13 protein-coding genes are annotated in these 17,045 nt (G+C 73.1%); 5 read left to right on the plus strand and 8 right to left on the minus strand.

The annotated features are described in order from the left end of the window. Nucleotides 1–30: 30 nt before the first annotated feature. Nucleotides 31–1,944, minus strand: coding sequence for a molecular chaperone HtpG (htpG, locus tag GA0070620_RS09295; RefSeq protein WP_091589482.1), 1,914 nt, complete (start codon nucleotides 1,942–1,944; stop codon nucleotides 31–33). A 163-nt stretch (nucleotides 1,945–2,107) separates the two neighbouring features. On the opposite strand from htpG, the gene GA0070620_RS09300 reads away from it, so the two are divergent. Then, a complete protein-coding gene (locus GA0070620_RS09300) occupies nucleotides 2,108–2,593 on the plus strand; it encodes a winged helix-turn-helix transcriptional regulator (protein ID WP_091589483.1) in 486 nt (161 codons plus the stop codon). A 61-nt stretch (nucleotides 2,594–2,654) separates the two neighbouring features. Continuing rightward, the gene (locus GA0070620_RS09305) at nucleotides 2,655–3,356 is read left to right on the plus strand and encodes an SDR family oxidoreductase (RefSeq protein WP_091589484.1); all 702 of its coding nucleotides are present in this window, start codon (nucleotides 2,655–2,657) and stop codon (nucleotides 3,354–3,356) included. A gap of 108 nt (nucleotides 3,357–3,464) precedes the next feature. Here GA0070620_RS09305 and GA0070620_RS09310 read toward each other — a convergent pair whose 3' ends face one another. Then, nucleotides 3,465–3,968, minus strand: coding sequence for a hypothetical protein (locus tag GA0070620_RS09310; RefSeq protein WP_091589485.1), 504 nt, complete (start codon nucleotides 3,966–3,968; stop codon nucleotides 3,465–3,467). Between the two features lie 151 nt (nucleotides 3,969–4,119). Then, nucleotides 4,120–5,976, minus strand: a complete 1,857-nt coding sequence (locus GA0070620_RS09315; RefSeq protein WP_091589486.1) for a M28 family metallopeptidase — start codon at nucleotides 5,974–5,976, stop codon at nucleotides 4,120–4,122. A gap of 1,238 nt (nucleotides 5,977–7,214) precedes the next feature. Here GA0070620_RS09315 and GA0070620_RS09320 point away from each other — a divergent pair. From GA0070620_RS09320 to GA0070620_RS09330, 3 genes are all read left to right on the plus strand, one after another. Then, complete coding sequence (locus GA0070620_RS09320; RefSeq protein WP_091589487.1) at nucleotides 7,215–7,871, plus strand: C39 family peptidase; 657 nt, start codon at nucleotides 7,215–7,217, stop codon at nucleotides 7,869–7,871. A gap of 335 nt (nucleotides 7,872–8,206) precedes the next feature. Further along, entirely contained in the window at nucleotides 8,207–9,100 is an 894-nt protein-coding gene (locus GA0070620_RS09325) for a DUF1996 domain-containing protein (protein ID WP_091589488.1), read from the plus strand. Nucleotides 9,101–9,174: 74 nt separating this feature from the next. After that, entirely contained in the window at nucleotides 9,175–9,831 is a 657-nt protein-coding gene (locus tag GA0070620_RS09330; RefSeq protein ID WP_157741576.1) for a DUF305 domain-containing protein, read from the plus strand. 113 nt (nucleotides 9,832–9,944) lie between these two features. On the opposite strand, the gene GA0070620_RS09335 is transcribed toward GA0070620_RS09330, so the two are convergent. From GA0070620_RS09335 to GA0070620_RS09355, 5 genes are read right to left on the minus strand one after another with little or no spacing between them, the layout of a single operon-like run. Further along, nucleotides 9,945–10,766: an HpcH/HpaI aldolase/citrate lyase family protein gene (locus tag GA0070620_RS09335; RefSeq protein ID WP_091589490.1), complete on the minus strand. Its 822-nt coding sequence runs from the start codon at nucleotides 10,764–10,766 to the stop codon at nucleotides 9,945–9,947. Further along, nucleotides 10,766–11,968 (minus strand): CaiB/BaiF CoA transferase family protein, encoded by a 1,203-nt coding sequence (locus GA0070620_RS09340; protein WP_091589491.1) that lies wholly within the window; start codon nucleotides 11,966–11,968, stop codon nucleotides 10,766–10,768. The genes GA0070620_RS09335 and GA0070620_RS09340 overlap by 1 nt, the downstream gene beginning before the upstream one ends. Then, entirely contained in the window at nucleotides 11,965–14,130 is a 2,166-nt protein-coding gene (locus tag GA0070620_RS09345; RefSeq protein ID WP_091589492.1) for an alpha/beta hydrolase-fold protein, read from the minus strand. The genes GA0070620_RS09340 and GA0070620_RS09345 overlap by 4 nt, the downstream gene beginning before the upstream one ends. Nucleotides 14,131–14,134: 4 nt before the next feature. Continuing rightward, entirely contained in the window at nucleotides 14,135–16,084 is a 1,950-nt protein-coding gene (locus GA0070620_RS09350) for an SUMF1/EgtB/PvdO family nonheme iron enzyme (RefSeq protein WP_091589493.1), read from the minus strand. Beyond that, nucleotides 16,081–17,019: a ribokinase gene (locus GA0070620_RS09355; protein WP_091589494.1), complete on the minus strand. Its 939-nt coding sequence runs from the start codon at nucleotides 17,017–17,019 to the stop codon at nucleotides 16,081–16,083. Before GA0070620_RS09355 ends, GA0070620_RS09350 begins: the two co-directional genes overlap by 4 nt. Nucleotides 17,020–17,045 lie beyond the last annotated feature (26 nt).

Here is a 17,045-nt window from a genome sequence, read left to right on the forward strand (position 1 = left end):
GGGAGGCACCCACCGGCCCGGGCGGTGGATTCAGAGGGTACGGGCGAGCCGGTCGGCGAGGATCCGGGTGAACCGGGACGGATCGCTCAACTCGCCACCCTCGGCGAGCAGCGCCATCCCGTACAGCAGCTCGGCGGTCTCCCGCAGCTCGGTCTGCTCGCCGCCCTGCTCGTGCGCCTTGCGCAGGCCGGACACCAGCGGGTGGCCCGGGTTAAGTTCGAGGATCCGCTTGACCGACGGCACCTCGTGGCCCATGGCCCGGTACATCTTCTCCAGCGTCGGGGTGAGGTCGTGGGCGTCGCCGACGACGCACGCCGGCGAGGTGGTCAGCCGCGACGACAGCCGGACCTCCTTCACGCTGTCGGCCAGGGCGCCGCCCAGCCACGTCAGCAGCTCGGCGAAGTCCTGCCGCTGCTGCTCCCGCTCGGCCTCGGCCTCCTTGCGCTCCTCGTCGGTGTCCAGGTCGACCTGGCCCTTGGCGATCGAACGCAGCGGCTTGCCGTCGTACTCGCCGACCCGCTCGACCCATACCTCGTCGACCGGGTCGGTGAGCAGCAGCACCTCGTGGCCCTTGGCGCGGAACGCCTCCATGTGCGGGGAGTTCTCCAGCATGGCGCGGGACTCACCGGTGACGTACCAGATGTCGCTCTGGCCGTCCTTCATCCGCTCGACGTAGCCGCGCAGGTCGGTCAGCTCGGCGGGGTCGTGCGTGGACGCGACGCTCACCAGGTCCAGGAGGGTGTCCCGGTTCTCGGTGTCGTCGATCAGGCCCTCCTTGACCACCGCGCCGAACTCCGCCCAGAAGGTCCGGTAGCGCTCGGCGTGGTTGGCCTTCAGGTCCTTCACCGTCGCGAGGATCTTCTTGACCAGGCGACGGCGGACGACCTGGATCTGCCGGTCCTGCTGGAGGATCTCCCGGGAGATGTTCAGGGACAGGTCGTGCGCGTCCACCACGCCCTTGACGAAGCGAAGGTAGCCCGGCATCAGCGCCTCGCAGTCGTCCATGATGAAGACGCGCTTGACGTAGAGCTGGACGCCGCGGCGGCCCTGCGGGGCGAAGAGGTCCAGGGGCGCGTGCGACGGGATGAACAACAGCGCCTCGTACTCGAAGGTGCCCTCGCCCCGCATGTGCACGATCTCCAGCGGATCGGCCCAGTCGTGGCTGACGTGCTTGTAGAACTCGTGGTACTCCGCCTCGTCGACCTCGTCGCGCGGACGCGCCCACAGCGCCTTCATCGAGTTGAGCGTCTGCGTCTCGGCGGCGGTGGCGCCGTCCTCGCCGGGCCGCTCGACGGTCATCCGGATCGGCCAGGCGATGAAGTCGGAGTAGCGTTTGACGATCTCCCGGACCGTCCACTCGGCCGTGTAGTCGTGCAGGTTGTCCTCGGTGTCGGCCGGCTTGAGGTGCAGGGTCACGGCGGTGCCCTGGGGCGCCTCGTCGACCGGCTCGACCGAGTACGTGCCCTCGCCGGTCGACGACCAGCGGGTGCCGGTCTCCTCGCCCGCCTTGCGGGTCACCAGCTCCACGCGGTCGGCCACCATGAACGCGGCGTAGAAGCCGACACCGAACTGGCCGATCAGCTCCTGGGAGGCGGCGACGTCGGCGGACTCGCGCAGCGTCCGCAGCAGCTCGGCCGTGCCGGACTTGGCGATCGTGCCGATCACCGAGACGACCTCGTCGCGGGTCATCCCGATGCCGTTGTCCCGGACCGTCAGCGTGCGTGCGTCGCGGTCGACCTCGATCTGGATGTGCAGGTCGGAGGTGTCGACGTCGAGGTCCTTGTCGACCATCGAGGCCAGGCGCAGCTTGTCCAGCGCGTCCGAGGCGTTCGAGATCAACTCACGGAGGAAGACGTCCTTGTTCGAGTAGATCGAGTGGACCATCAGCTGGAGCAGCTGACGCGCCTCGGCCTGGAACTCCAACGTCTCGACCCGGTTGCCCACACCGTCTCCCTTCTCCGTCGCATGGGGTTCGCGCACAGGATACGAGCCGTCACTCCCGCCGCCCGCGTCGGCGTCCGGCGTCCTATTCCCGCTCGCGACCCTTCCGGTGGAGTGAGATAGCTGACTTTGTCATCCCTAAGTCAGCCTCGGTAGTGTGGCCGCCATGACGGACTACCTCGCCGACCGGGACGCCTGGCTGACGACCAACTGCTCCATCGCCCGGACGCTGGACGTGGTCGGCAACCGCTCGACGCTCCTGCTGCTGCGCGAGGCGTCGATGGGCACCCGACGGTTCGACCAGTTCGCCGCCCGGGTGGGCATCAGCGAGCCGGTCGCCGCCGCCCGCCTCAAGCAGCTCGTCGCCGACGGGCTGCTGAAACGGCGCCCCTACCGGGAGCCCGGCCAGCGGACCCGCGACGAGTACGTCCTCACCGACAAGGGCGCCCAGCTCGTGCCCGTCCTGGTCGCGCTGCGGCAGTGGGGCGACACCTGGGCGGCCGACGAGGCCGGTCCGTCGGTGCGGGTCGAGCACCACGACTGCGGCGCCGAGGTCCACGCGGTGCTGCGGTGCGCCGCCGGACACGACGTGGCGGCGGACGCCATCGACGTACGCCCCGGACCGGGCGCGCTGCGCGCGGACCGGACCTGACCCTTCTGCGGACGGCGACCGCCGACCTCCGCACACCCTGCGAACACCCAGGAGCACCAGCATGAAGATCGCCGGAAGCACCGCCCTCGTCACCGGGGCCAACCGCGGCTTCGGCCGGCACCTCGCCGCCGAGCTCGCCGGCCGGGGCGCGACCGTCTACGCCGCCGCGCGCAAGCCGGAGACCATCGACCTTCCCGGAGTCACGCCGATCCGCCTGGACATCACCGACCCCGCCTCGGTCGCCGCGGCCGCCGAGCTCGCCAACGACGTGACCCTGCTGGTCAACAACGCCGGCACCGACACGCACGCGGATCTGCTCGACGCCGACCACCTGGACCGGGTGCGGCTGGAGATGGAGACGCACTACTTCGGCACGCTGGGCGTGGTGCGGGCGTTCGCGCCGGTCATCGCCGGCAACGGCGGCGGGTCGATCCTGAACGTCCTCTCCGTGCTGTCGTGGATCAGCCTGCCGACCTCCGGCGCGTACAGCGCGGCCAAGGCGGCCGAATGGGCGATGACCAACGCCCTGCGGGGCAAGCTCGCCGAGCAGAACATCCGCGTCGCCGGCCTGCACGTCGGCTACATGGACACCGACATGGCCGCCCACGTCACCCAGCCGAAGTCCGACCCGGCCGAGATCGCCAAGATCGCGGTGGACGCTATCGAGGCGGACGCGTACGAGATCGTCGCCGACGAGATCAGCCGGCAGGTGCTGGCCGGGCTCTCCGGCGGCGTGGCCGCCCTCTACCCGAACCTGCCCTGACACGACGCGCGGAGGCACTCAGGTCGCACGAAGCGGGCCGCCGCCGGAGCTTCTCCGGCGGCGGCCCTGCGCGTCACCCGGTCAGCTCCACCGGGCTCGCGCTCGACGTCAGCAGCCGCAGGTGTAGTAGAGGATGTCCCAGTGGCTGCCCTCCTTCGTGTAGAGGTTTCCGGAGGCCGCCCGGTACTGGTATCCCCAGCCGGAGATGTAGCCGAGGTACGTGTAGGCCGACGAGATGTAGTTCTGGATGCACGTGCTCAGGGCGATGTCGACCTTGTAGCCGTTCCAGTGGCTGTAGGTGCCGCTGGCATGGCCGACCTCGGTGCCGGCGGTGATGGTGACCGCGCATCCGCTCGCCCGCTTGAAGGTGATGATGCCGTCGATCGTGGCCTGCCGGATGCCGTCGAACGAGGTGCAGGTGGCGACGTAGCGGTCACTGCAGTTGCCGCTGGAGGTCCACGAGATGCCGGCGGCGCGCAACTGCGAGGTGGCGCTCGAATGGCTGATGGCGAAGGCCGGACCGGCCAGGCCGAGCGAGAGGCCGAGCGTGGCGAGCGTGGCCACCACCAGGGTGAGCACGCGGCGGCGCAGGGTGGGTCGGGTGGACGACATGGCTCTCCCGTTCACTCAGGGGTCGGGATTGTGCGAAACAGGAGGCCGGCCTTGCAGAATTCTTACAGACATCGATAGTGATAACTAGATGGCGTCGGGCCACGATTCGTCGGGGCGGGATGGGCGCGACACCCACCCCGCCCCGCGTCGCTCAGCTCGCCTGGAGCGTCACGTCGTCGATCACGAAGCTCGTCTGGAGCGACGCGTCCTCGACGCCGGTGAACGTCAGCGTCAGCGTCTGCCCCGCGTACGCCCCCACGTTCAGCGTGCGCTGCTGATAGCCGGCGGCGGCGTCGAGGTTGGACCACGTCGCCAGCGTCGCGCTGCCGAGCCGCACGGTCAGCCGGTCGTACGCGGTCGACGAGGTCGTCTCCGCCGTGTCGATGTGCAGCCAGAACGACAGCGTCGAGGCGGTGCAGCCGGCCGGCAGCGTCACCGACTGGCTCAGCGTGTCGGTGCGGCTGCGCCCGTACCCGTCGAGCCACGCCTTGTAGGAGCCGGTCCGCGCCGGCTGGCTCGCCGAGTTGGTGATCACGCCAGAGCTGGCGGTCCACGGGCTGGTGCCGCTCTCGAAGCCGCCGTTTCCGATCAGCTGCCCGCCCGCACAGCCGCCCGTACCGGTCACCGTGAGCGCGTAGGTCGCCGACCGGGTCACCGAGCCGGTGCCGGTCACGGTCAGCGTGAACGTCCCGGTCGCCGCCGAAGCCGACGCCGACACGGTCATCGTCGCCGACCCGCCCGAGGTCACCGACGACGGGCTGAACGAGACGGTCACCCCGCTGGGCGCCCCCGACGCCGACAGCGCCACCGACTGCGCCGACCCCGCCGTGGTGGCGGTGCTGACAGTCGCCGTACGGGAGCCGCCCCGCGCGACACTGCCCGAGGTGGGGCTCAGCGCGAGGGAGAAGTCGTTGCCCGGGGTGCCGGTGCTGACCGCGAGCTGCCAGATGGCGTACGCGACACCGTCCGCGGCCCGGTTCAGCACGGTCGCGCTCACGTTGGCCGTGGTGTCGCACGAGCGGTGGTAGCACGGGTCGTACGCCGAGTTGGCCGTGCCACCCCACTTGGTCGCCTGCGCGCTCGTCTTCCGGGCGCTGGCGCCGGCGGCGTACCCCGACGTGGGGATGCCGGCCTGCTGGAACGAGTAGTCGTCGGAGCGGCCCTGACCCTCGACGTTCTCCTCCGGCTGCAACCCCAACGAATCCCAGTACGCCTTCAACGGCGCCGCGGTGGTCGAGGTGATCCGGTTGATGAAGTACCCGCCGTTGACCGACCCGACCATGTCGAAGTTGTAGTACCCCTTGATGTGGCCGCGCTGGGTCGAGGTGAGCGAGTTGACGTAGAACCGCGACCCGTTGAGCCCCTGCTCCTCGTCCGTCCACCAGGCGAAGCGCACCCGCTTGGTCATCGTCGGGTTCTGCTGCGCCAGCACCAGCGCGTTCTCCAACAGCGACGCCGAGCCGGTGGCGTTGTCGTTGATGCCCGGCCCCGCGGACACACCGTCCAGGTGCGCCCCGAACATGACCACCTGGTCCGCCGGGCCACCCGGCCACTCGGCGATCAGGTTGTTCGACGGGTACGTGCAGGACGAGCAGTACTGCTCGGAGACCGTGTAACCGGCCGCCTGGAGGCGACTCTTCACGTAGTTCAGCGACGCCGTGTAACCGGCCGAGCCAGCCCGGCGGTTGCCGCCGTTGCTGCTGGCGATGCCGCCGAACTGGGTCAGGTGCGCCTGCACGTTCGCGACGGCGATGTCCGGCGCCGCCAGCGCGACCGCGTTCGCCACGGTGGGGAGGCTTACCAGTGCCGGGGCGTGGGCCGGGGCGGCGGCCGCGACTACGGCGATCTTCGCCGGTACGGCGGCGTTCGCCGGGGCCACGGCGTTCGCCCGTACCGCGGCGGCCGTGCTCGCGGACGGGGTCGCCACCGCCGGGTGGGCGGCCAACGCCACCGCCAGTGCGGTGGACGCGACGAGTGCGACACGCACACCGGATGCGCTGCGTCTCATGGAGACTCCTCGAGGGTCGGAGGGGAACTAGACAATGACATGCGTCAATGGAATGCGGCACCGGTCGTTCGTCCGGAACCCACGGCGGTTCGGGGACCACGAGACGGGCCCGTCCGCCACCCGCACGCCGCCAACCCCCTCCACGCGTCGCCTGAGGTGGGTGATCCACTCCGGATCCTGGAAACCGGGGCGTCCCCCGCGTCCGGACACCCCGATCTCCAGAAACCCGAGTCGATCGGGGCCCCGAAGCCGGATCGGCGCGAGCACAACCAGCGCCCAGCCGGAGACGCGGCATGGACACCACTCGGGACGTGGACACCCCCGGACCACCGGGCCCGGTCGATCCGCGGCCACACCTGTCCGCTCCACCCGACCGTCACGGGCGGCCGGCTGATCCACTTCCTGTCACCGACCTGGCGGCAGAACCACGCTCCCATTGGCGCCAGATGGGCGACGTGGAGTGGATCTCACGCACCGCCCCACAAGCGTGCCGCTGCCCACACGGGCTGATCGAGGCCATCAAGCCCGCACCCGCCGCCGCCGCCGCCGGCACCGAAACCCGGCACCCGGCACCCGGCACCCGGCACCCGGCACCCGGCACCCGGCACCCGGCACCCGGCACCCGGCGATCATGCAGTCGTGGTGCCCGTTAAGCCCGTATTTGCACCTTTCCCGAGGCACCACAACTGCATGATCGACCGTGGCCACAGGTCGAGCCGGGCGAGGCGCGGTAGATCTTGGTGGATTAGTGCCCCTGTAGGGGCACTAATCCACCAAGATCTGCGGGCGGCATCCGCGTCGACCGTTCCGCGCGTGCCTTCTGTCCGGTTCGGGTGGGTGGGGGTGTCCGGGTTTGGGGGTGCGGGTCCCGTGGGCGGGGCCACCCTCAACCCGGAATCGTGGGCCCGGCCGGGTCGTTGAACATGGCATACCGGCGCGGACCCGAGCCGCCACCGGACCACCGGGACCACCGGCCGACCGGACCCCCGGCCCAGGCCACCGGCCCGACACCGGGAATCACCAACCCGCCCCGGTCGTTGCACACCCCCGACGCCACGACCCCCCGGCCGTGACCGTCACCGGGCCGCCGGAATCACCGGCCCACCCCCGGTCGTTACACCCCCGAGCCGCCCGAGCAGGCCACGCCGCCGAGCCGGCTCGCTCCACCCCCAAAAACCTCCCGGCACCCGCCCCCCAACGCGGGCCGCCGCGCACCCCCGAACAGAGAGGCACACACCATGCGTACCGATCTGATCCGCAAGACCGTCCTCACCGCAGCCGGAATCGCCGCCGCCGGCGGCGGCATCGCCGGCCCCGCCATCGCCGCCCACGCCGCCCCCGCCGACACCAAGCCCGCCCAGGTCCAGGACCGCAAGAACAACAGCAGCGAGCGCGAACTCAACGTCCGCTACGAAGCCCAGCCCAACTTCTACTACTGCGGCCCCGCCGCCACCCGCAACGCCCTCTCCGTCCAAGGCAAGGACATCAACGTCGACGCCATGGCCAAGGAAATGGGCACCACCGAAGCCGGCACCAACTCCATCAACGACATCACCCCCGTCCTGAACAAGGAAACCGGCAGCAACGTCTACAAGTCCGTCGAGATCAGCTCCACCAAGGCCGACGACAAGCAGACCGACAAGCTGCGCCAGGACATCGTCCGCACCATCAACGACGGACGCGCCGTCGTCGCCAACATCGCCGGCACCACCACCGACACCGACGGCAACACCCACTCCTTCGAAGGCGGCCACTACATCAGCGTCATCGGCTACCGCGACGACGGACACACCGTCACCATCGCCGACAGCGCCGACCCCAACATGGCCTCCTACCGAATCAGCGTCGACAACCTCGCCGACTGGATCGCCACCCGCGGCTACTCCACCAACTGACCCCAACACAGCAACACAGCAACACAGCACCAAGCGACAGGGCCGGCCCCCACCACAGGGGCCGGCCCTTCGTCGTGTCCGGGCCCGCCGGACAGTCGCCCCGTCGGCCCGACCTGTCGTCATCGCCGAGCCGGTCATCGCACGCGACCGCCCGCCTGACGCCACCGGCCGGGAGGTGCGTATTTCACCAACCGGACACGTATTGACAATCGTCGACATCAGCCCGAGGCTGGATGTGAGAGCGCTCTCCCACCACCACTCCCGCCAGGGACCTCCGTACGCCTTCGGCGGCGGCGACGGACCGCACCCTGGCCCGCCCCGACAGGAGTCACGAGATGGACAGGGCCGCACCCCTATCCGGCATCCGCCACCGGTTCCGCTTCGCCGCGGCGATCGGCGCTCTGCTGGTGCTCCTCGGCACGTACCTCACGTCCACCACGGCTCGGGCCGACGCCGACCCGGGCCCCAACGTCATCCGGGTCGCCGAGTTCCCGGCCGACTGCACCTACAGCCACCGCCTGCCGGACGACCCGATCATCTTTCCCGGGCTGCCCGGCGCCTCGCACATGCACAGCTTCTTCGGCGCTACGGTCACGAACGCCCACACCACGCTCCCCGACCTGGTGAGTTCCCCGACCACCTGCAACCCGCGGGTCGACGTCTCCTCGTACTGGGTGCCGACGCTCTACAACAACAACGTGCCGGTGGAGCCGGTGATCTCCACGTTCTACTACCTGGGTGAGGGCGTACGCGCCGACGTCGTCGCGAACACCCAGCCGCTCCCGCTGGGGCTGCGGATCGTCGCCGGCAACGCCCGGGCCGCCGGGCCGAACGACAGCATCGCCCGCTGGTCGTGCCTGCACGCCGGGCACGTTCCGCCGTCGAAGAACTTCGTCACCTGCCCGGCCGGCACCATGCTGGAGTCGTACCTGGACTTCCCGCAGTGCTGGAACGGCCGTGACCTGGACTCGCCGGACCACAAGAGCCACATGGCCTACCCGGTGAACCAGGGCTGCCCGTCGACGCACCCGGTGCACGTGCCGAAGCTGCGGCAGGTGCTGCGCTATCCGGTCAGCGGTGACCCGGCGCAGTTCCGGCTGGCCTCCGGGCCGGGCTACACGATGCACGGCGACTTCTTCAACGCCTGGCCGGTCGCGGAGATGGAGCGTCGCGTGCGCGACTGCATCCGTCCGGTCGTCAAGTGCGGGCACGACGGGCGCCCGCTCTGACCCGACGTCCCCTGAGTCAGGGAGCGGGCCCGATGGCACGGGGCCCGCTCCCGCGGGGCGGAGAGGAGACCAGCGTGCGCGTCGCGATCACCGTACCGTCGCTGCTGCTCGGCACGGCGCTGCTCGCCGCCGGCTGCGCGACGAGCGCGGGGCCGCCCACCCCGGCCGCGACGGGCGCCGACGCCACCGCAGGCACCGGCACCGCGACGGCCGCCGGCACCACCGCACCGGCGGCGACCCCCGGCGGTACGACGGATCCGGCGTTCACCCCCACGGACGTCGCGTGGCTCCAGTTGACGGTGGCGATGGCCGAGCGACTGCTGCCGGTGCTCGCCCTGGCGCCGGAGCGCACCAGCGACCCGGCCTGGCGACGGCTCGCCGCCGGCGTCGCGGACGCGCACCGCACCGACCTGGCCCGCGCCCGGCGGCTGCTGGCCGAGTCGGGCGCACCGGAGTCCAACCCGCACGAGGGTCACGACATGCCGGGCATGGTCACCGCGGAGCAGTTGACGGCGCTGCGCGCCGCGACCGGGGCGCGGTTCGAGCGGCTGGTCGGCGAGCACCTGCGCGCGCATCTGACCCAGGCCGTCCGGATCGCCCGCGCCGAGCAGCAGGGTGGCGGCAACCCGGCGGCGACGGGGCTCGCGGCACGTGTGGTCCGGGACGGCACCGCCGAACTCGCCCGGCTCGACCGGCTCGCCCCGGCGCCGGCCACGACGCCCACCGGCTGAGTCCCCACGGCGTCCGGCACGACGGGTCAGCCCGTCGCCGCGGGCCCATCCAGTGGGTCACCGCTCGGCTACCACCGGGTCCGGTCACCCAGGAACGGCCACCGCCGGGTCGGTCACCCGTCGTAGCGGGCGGCCAGGTCCACGACGCGTCGGGCGGCGGCGACCATCGCGCGGTCGGCGAAGCGCCCGTCGGGTAGCACCACCGTGCCGGAGTCCCGGCGCTCGGCCTCGGCCACGGCGGCGAGCAGCTCCGCCGCGCGGGTCACCTCCCGTTCGGCGGGGCGGAACGCCTCGACGATCACGGGCAGCTGACGCGGGTGGATCGCCGTACGGCCGAGGAAGCCCAGCCGTCGGCCCACCGCGCACGAGGCGGCGAGGCCGTCGGTGTCGGCGACGTCGGCGTACACCGACATGGCGGGCGGGGGCAGACCGGCCGCGCGGGCCGCGACCACGACGCGGCCGCGCGCCCACAGCAGGCCGTCGTCGTCGCTGACCCCGAGGTCGGAGCGCAGGTCGGCCTCGCCGAGCCCGATGGAGGCGACCGCCGGGTGGGCGGACGCGACGGCGTACGCGACCTCCAACCCGAGCGCCGACTCGACCAGCGGGTGCAGGGGCGCGTCGACCCGGGCGGCGAGCAAGGCCACCGTGGCGGCGGACTCGACCTTCGGCAGCCGCAACCCGCCCAGCCCGGGGCGGCCGGCCACGGCGGCCAGGTCGGCGTCGACGTCCGGTCCGGTCAGCTCGTTGACCCGCACCTGCACGGGCACCGGGTGCGGGTCGGCGAGGAAGTCGGCGACGGCGTCACGGGCGTACGCCTTGCGGCCGGCGACGACCGCGTCCTCCAGGTCGAGGATGACCTCGTCGGCGCCGGACGCGACGGCCTTGGCGAACCGGTCCGGCCGGTCACCGGGCACGTAGAGCCAGGTGAGCCGCATCAGACGACGCCCCGCTCACGCAGCGCGGCCAGCTCGTCGGCGGTCAGCCCGAGCGCCCCGAACACGGCGTCGGTGTCCTGCCCGTGCCGCCGCCCGGCGTGCCGGATCTCGCCCGGCGTCTCGGAGAGCCGGAACGGCACGTTCTGCATCCGCACCTCGCCCAACTCCTCGTCGGGCACGGTCCGGACGGTGCCGAGCGCCGCGTACTGCGGGTCGGCGAGGATGTCCCGCACGTCGTAGACCGGGGCGACGGCCGCCTGCGCCTCCTCGAACGCGGCCACCACCTCGTCGCGGTCCCGCTGGGCCACCCAGGCGCCCACGGCCGCGTCCAACTCGTCGGCGTGGGCGGCGCGGCCGCTGCCGGTGGCGAACCACGGCTGGTCGACCAGCTCGGGTCGGCCGACCAGCCGCAGCACCCGCTCGGCGATGCTCTGCGCGCTCGTGGAGACGGCCACCCAGCGCCCGTCCGCGCACCGGTAGGTGTTGCGGGGGGCGTTGTTGTTGGACCGGTTGCCGAGCCGGGGTTGCACGTAGCCGATCTGGTCGTACCAGGTGATCTGCGGGCCGAGCATCGCCATGATCGGTTCGATGATGGCGAGGTCGACCACCTGACCCGCGCCGGTGAGGTCGCGGGAGCGCAGGGCCAGCATCACCGCGTACGCGGTGGCGAGCGCGGTCACCGAGTCGGCCAGCCCGAACGGGGGCAGCGTCGGCGGGCCGTCCGGTTCGCCGGTGGCCGCCGCGAAGCCGCTCATCGCCTCGGCGAGGGTGCCGAAGCCGGGCCGGCGGGCGTACGGGCCGACCTGTCCGAACCCGCTGATCCGGGCGATCACCAGCCGGGGGTTGACGGCGTGCAGCTCGGCGGGGCCGAGCCCCCACCGTTCGAGGGTGCCGGGGCGGAAGTTCTCCACCAGCACGTCGGCGTCGGCGAGCAGCCGGCGCAGCAGTGCCGCGCCGTCGGGGTCGGACAGGTTGAGGGTGACGGTCCGCTTGTTGCGGCCGAGCACCTTCCACCAGAGTCCGACGCCGTCCTTCGCCGGGCCGTGTCCCCGGGACGGATCGGGCTTGGCCGGGTGCTCCACCTTCACCACGTCGGCGCCGAAGTCGCCGAGGAACGCCGCCGCGAGCGGCCCGGCGAACAGGGTGGCCAGGTCGACCACCTTCACCCCGTCGAGCGGGCCACGGCCCGCGCCGGCCGTCACGGCATCCCCGTCGTGGGGTCGACCGCGGCGAGGAACACGTCGCCGTTGCCGAGCGACCCGCCGCCCACCGGCGCACCGGCGGTGAGCCCGCTGACCCGCAGCCGGCCGTCGACGCCGAGGGTGGCGTACACGTTCTCCTCGCCGAACGCGTCGGCCGCATCGTCGCGGGCGGTGCCGTACTGGCCGACGCCCAGCTGCCGGCCTCGGGAGTCGAGCCGCAGGGTGAGCACGTCGGAGCCGCCGACCGGCAGGCCGAGCCGGCTGCCGGTGAAGCCGACCACGGCGACCGCGCCGTCGGGCAGGGGCACGACGTCCGCGCCGGCGTCGGCGTTCGCGCCGCCGGTGACGGTCCGCCACCGCTGTCGACCCGCTGACGTGTACGCGACGGTCAGCACGTCGGTGCCGCCGGCGGTGGCGTCACCGCCGGTGGCCCCGGTGGCCACCACCGTGCCGTCACCGGCGATCGCGACACCGCCGAGCAGGTCGTCGCCGGCACCGCCGGCGGCGCTCACCCAGCCTAGGGTCCCGTTCGGGTCGAACCTGGCCAGCCAGCCGTCGCTGCCGCCGAGGCTGGTGGTGCCGGCCAGCCCGGCCGACGTGCCGCCGGCCACGTAGACGCCGCTCGCGTCGGCGGCGACCGCATACGCCTTGTCCTCACCGGGGCCGCCGAGCTGCCGGCTCCAGGCGATCCGACCGTCCGGGCCGACCCGGACCAGCACGGCGTCCTTGTCCCCAGCCGGGGTCTGCCCCGCGAACGAGCCGCTGGTGTAGCCGGCCAGGTAGGCGCCCCCGTCCGGGGCGGGTGCCACCGCGTAGAAGCGGTCCGCCTTGGCGGGGTCACCGGCCTGGGTGAGCCAGGCCCGCTGGCCCGTCGGGGTCAGCCGGGTCACGAAGGCATCGTCGGCGGGGCTGCCCGGGTGCGTGCCGTCGAGGTCACCGCGGGTGTAGCCGGCCGCGATCACGCCGCCGTCGGCCAGCGGCACCACGCCGTAGAGGCGGTCGTTGGCGGCGGTGCCGAACTGTGTCGTCCAGCGGGTGCCGCCGTCGGCGCCGAGCCGGGTCACCACCGCGTCCAGCCCACCGGCGTACGGCTCGCCGGCCACTTCGCCGGACGCCGCATAGCCGAGGGTGGTGGAGCCGTCCGGATGGGCGGCGACGCCGCCGGCCCAGTCGGCGCCGGCGGTGCCGTGCAGCGGCCCGGCCAGACCGGCCGGCGGAGTGACGCTGAGCGTCCCGGCCAGGTGCTTCAGCCCGTCCACGAACGCCGGTCGCCAAACGTCCCAGTCGTGCCCCCCGTCGAGCACACGGAGTTCGGCGGCCACCCCGTCGGCGCGACGCACCGTGTTGTAGAGCGTGGCGGCCTCGTAGTCGAGGTCGTGGGCCGCGTCCGCCGGGTCCGGGTTGGCCCACTCGTCGTCGCCGACCGCGATGTACATCCGCACCGGTGACTCCGGGTCCAGCCCGGACAGCAGGGCAGGGTAGTTCAGCCGCTGGTACACCTCCTCGGAGAAGCGCTGCGTGCCGGAGCCGAACGCGCCGTACTCGCGGGCCGACGAGTCGGCGGGCGGCAGCGGCCGGTACACCGCCGGGCTGAGCACGAGCGCGTTGGCGAACAGGTCGCTGTGGGCGAGGGCGTAGCGCAGGGCCCCGGCGCCGCCCATCGAGTAGCCGCCGACGAGCCGGGCGCCCCGGTGGGCGGCGGTGCGGTACGTGGCGTCGACGTGTGCCACCAGGTCCCGGGTGAGCGCGGTCTCCACCGGCCGCCCCGGGTCGTCGGCGCCGGTGTACGCGGAGTCGACGTACCAGTTGCCCCGGCTGCTCCACGGGGCGTCGGGCAAAACCGCGATGACCGGCGGCACCTCACCGTCGGCGATCATCCGGTCCAGGTCGGCCTTCACCCGGGTCCACGCCTGCATGGTGTCGCCGCGCCCGTGCAGCAGGTAGAGCACCGGGTAGCGGGTGCTGGTCGCCTTCGCGTAGTCGTACGGCAGGTAGACGGTGTAGTCGATGGCGCCGCCCAGCGCGGGGGACGGCGCGGTGGTCGTGGTGAGGGTGCCCTCCCGGGGCTTCTTCGCGTCGGCCGCGCCCGGCACCGCGCCGGTGAGGCCCAGCGCCAGGAGCACGGCGGCCACGCCGCCGCCGATCCGCCATCGTCTGCTCATCGGGTCACTCCTCGGGGGTGGGGAGGTCGGCCGCGCAGCGGAAGCCGACCTGGTCGGAGCGGGTGAGGCCGGCGCCGGTGAGCAGCAGCTTCACCGACACGTCGGGGGCCTGCGGGCCGCCGTCGAGATACCAGTCGGAGCCCTCCGCCCGGTACGCGGCGCCGCCCTTGAGGATGGCGAACCGGGTACGCCCGTCGGAGTGCTCGCTCTCGGTCAGGTTCCACACCAGGGGTTCCCGGCGGGCGAGCAGGCCGGCCTCGGCGGCCACCTGCCACTCGTCCTCGGTGGGCAGCCGCAGCCCGGCCCAGGCCGCGTACGCGCGCGCGTCGGCCAGCTCCACGCCGGTGACGGGCGCGTCGGCCGGCCCCTGACCGGCGGTGAACCGCTCGGGCCGCACGGGACGGTAGCCGGTGGCGCGGAGGAACGCGGCGTACTCGCCGTGGGTGACCTCGTGGGTGGCGATGGCGAAGCGGCCGAGCCGGACGCTGCGCCGCACCGTGGCGGTGTGGTGCAGCCGGGGCGGCAGCGGCTTCCACTCGTCGACGTACGGCGTCTCGCCGTACAGGCCGGTCTCCCGCACCCGGTGCCGGACGGTCAGCTCCCGCCGGCCGCCGTCGACGGCCACCAGGCCCGCCGGCACGTCGGCGCGCGGCGCCCACGGGGTGCGGACGCGGACGGCGGCGCGGGCCGGGAAGGACGGGTCGCCGACCGGCGACTCGTGCCGCGCGACGGGTGCGTCGGTGGCGACGACGGCGGCGATGGCACCGGCGGGCAGCGGGCCGCCCACCGTCACCCGACCGTCGCCCGCCTCGGTGACGGTGAGGTCGACGCCGGTGACCAGGTCGACGAAGCGCCGGCCCGGGCGGGCGTCGGTGACCAGCCACGGCCCGTCGTGGTCGCCGCCGGAGTTGACCACCGTCCACAGCGGTTCGCCGTCGTGCGTCCAACGGGACGCGTACACCTGGCCGTCGCCGGGGTGGTCGGCGAGCGGGACCCAGTCCTCGGCGCGCAACCATGCGGCGTGGCTGGCCTGCACGCGGCGCATCGCCCGCAGCACCGCGCGGTCCCGTTCGTTCCAGCCGACCCAGACGCCGAAGACGCTCTCCCACACCAGCACGCCGACGCCGTTGAGCCAGGCGGAGTGCAGCTCGTCCAGGTGGTCGCGGTGCCAGCGGCGAGTGTGGTGCAGCACGTGCCGGCGCTCGAACCACTTGGCCCGCAGCACGCCGGGCACGTCGGAGTCCGCGAACCACTGCGCCCAGGACATCGCGTGGTCGGCGATCCGGGCCAGCGGCACGCGGCTCTCACCCTCCAGGACCATCCCCGGGCGTACGGCGTCGAGGGCGGCCCGCAGCTCCCCGGCACCCTCCTTCAAGGTGTCCAGGAAGACCCCGTCGACGCCGAGCTTGCCGGCCAGCGCCGCGACCTCCTCGGCGTCGCCGCCCGCCTCGCGCCGGGTGCCGGTGTCCCAGGGGTTGTAGTCGACGAACACCCGCACACCGCGCGCCTGGAACGCCCGCACCACCTCGGGCAGCTCGGGGATGTCCCGGTACCAGTCGAACTGGTTGCGGTCGTCCAGGCCGATCACCGGGTACGCGTGCCAGAGCACCACCCCGTCGAAGCCGCCGAAGTCCCGACCGGCGGCGTCGAGGAACTCCTCGACGGTGAAGACGCCCCGCTCGTGGTCGTAGAGCGCCTCGTCCCACAGCCAGGCGAGGCAGACGGTGAAGCAGTCGCCGGTGATCTCGTCGTAGTGCCGGCCGGTGTAGCCGGTGCGGGTCCGCGCGTCGGCGCGCCAGCGGGTGAGCTGCTCGCGCCAGGCGGGCCAGTCGGCGGGGTCGTCCGGCGCGGCGAAGACCTTCGCCTCGTCCAGGGTGGACAGGTCGGCGTGTCCGCCGAGCGGCACCTCGGTCGGCCGGTCGATCGGTCGGGGCACGTACGGGTTGAAGCTCACGGGGTACCTCGGTAGGTCGCGTCGTGCAGGGCGTCGATGGCGGCCCGCTCGGGCAGGGCGGTGGACGCGCCGGGGCGCTGCGCGCAGGCGGCGCCGGCGGCGCACGCCCAGCGCAGGCTCGCGGTGACGGTGTCCTCGTTGAGGGCGCCGCCGCGCTCGGCCCAGCCCACCGCGAACGCGCCGGTGAAGGCGTCACCCGCGGCTGTCGTATCCACCGCCTCGACGACCGGGGCGGGGATACTCAGCCGCAGGCCACGGCGGTCGGCGTACGCGGCGCCGCGCGCGCCCAGCGTCAACACGACGCGGGGCACCAGCTCCAGCAGGGCGTCGAGCAGCTCCGCCGGCTCGTCGGCGAACACGCCGGCGACGATCGCCGCCTCGTGCTCGTTGACCACCAGCACGTCGACCAGGTCCAGCAGCTCAGCCGGCAGCGGCGCGGCCGGTGCCGCGTTGAGCACCACGGTGGTGCCCCCGGCGCGGGCCCAGTCGGCCGCGCGGACCACGGTGGGCAGCGGCACCTCCAGCTGCAGCAGCAGCACGTCGGCGCCGGTGATCGTCGCCCGGTCGTCGGCGTCGAGGTCGGTGAGGGCCGCGTTGGCGCCGGGGGCGACGACGATGAAGTTCTCCGCGGCCCGGTCCACCGCGATCAGCGCGACCCCGGAGGCGCCGGGCACCGTACGCAGGCCCCGCACGTCCACGCCGGACCCGACCAGGCTCGCCCGCAGCTGCCCGCCGAAGTCGTCGTCGCCGACCGCGCCGACGAAGTCGCAGGCGGCACCGGCCCGGGCCGCGGCGACGGCCTGGTTGGCGCCCTTGCCGCCGGGGACGGTGCGGAAGTTCTCGCCGAGCACCGTCTCGCCGGGCTTCGGCAGTTGCGGCGTCGTCACCACCAGGTCGAGGTTGGTGCTGCCGACCACCACCACGCGCGCGCTCATGCGATGCTCCCTTCCGTCCGCCGCCC

The sequence above is a fragment of the Micromonospora krabiensis genome, from assembly GCF_900091425.1.
Lineage (GTDB): Bacteria > Actinomycetota > Actinomycetes > Mycobacteriales > Micromonosporaceae > Micromonospora > Micromonospora krabiensis.

Coding starts and splice junctions, on each gene's coding strand:
- GA0070620_RS09345 (WP_091589492.1), bottom strand. CDS start 14,130: ATGAGCAGACGATGGCGGATCGGCGGCGGCGTGGCCGCCGTGCTCCTG.
- GA0070620_RS09335 (WP_091589490.1), bottom strand. CDS start 10,766: ATGCGGCTCACCTGGCTCTACGTGCCCGGTGACCGGCCGGACCGGTTC.
- GA0070620_RS09325 (WP_091589488.1), top strand. CDS start 8,207: ATGGACAGGGCCGCACCCCTATCCGGCATCCGCCACCGGTTCCGCTTC.
- GA0070620_RS09305 (WP_091589484.1), top strand. CDS start 2,655: ATGAAGATCGCCGGAAGCACCGCCCTCGTCACCGGGGCCAACCGCGGC.
- GA0070620_RS09310 (WP_091589485.1), bottom strand. CDS start 3,968: ATGTCGTCCACCCGACCCACCCTGCGCCGCCGCGTGCTCACCCTGGTG.
- GA0070620_RS09315 (WP_091589486.1), bottom strand. CDS start 5,976: ATGAGACGCAGCGCATCCGGTGTGCGTGTCGCACTCGTCGCGTCCACC.
- GA0070620_RS09355 (WP_091589494.1), bottom strand. CDS start 17,019: ATGAGCGCGCGCGTGGTGGTGGTCGGCAGCACCAACCTCGACCTGGTG.
- GA0070620_RS09300 (WP_091589483.1), top strand. CDS start 2,108: ATGACGGACTACCTCGCCGACCGGGACGCCTGGCTGACGACCAACTGC.
- GA0070620_RS09320 (WP_091589487.1), top strand. CDS start 7,215: ATGCGTACCGATCTGATCCGCAAGACCGTCCTCACCGCAGCCGGAATC.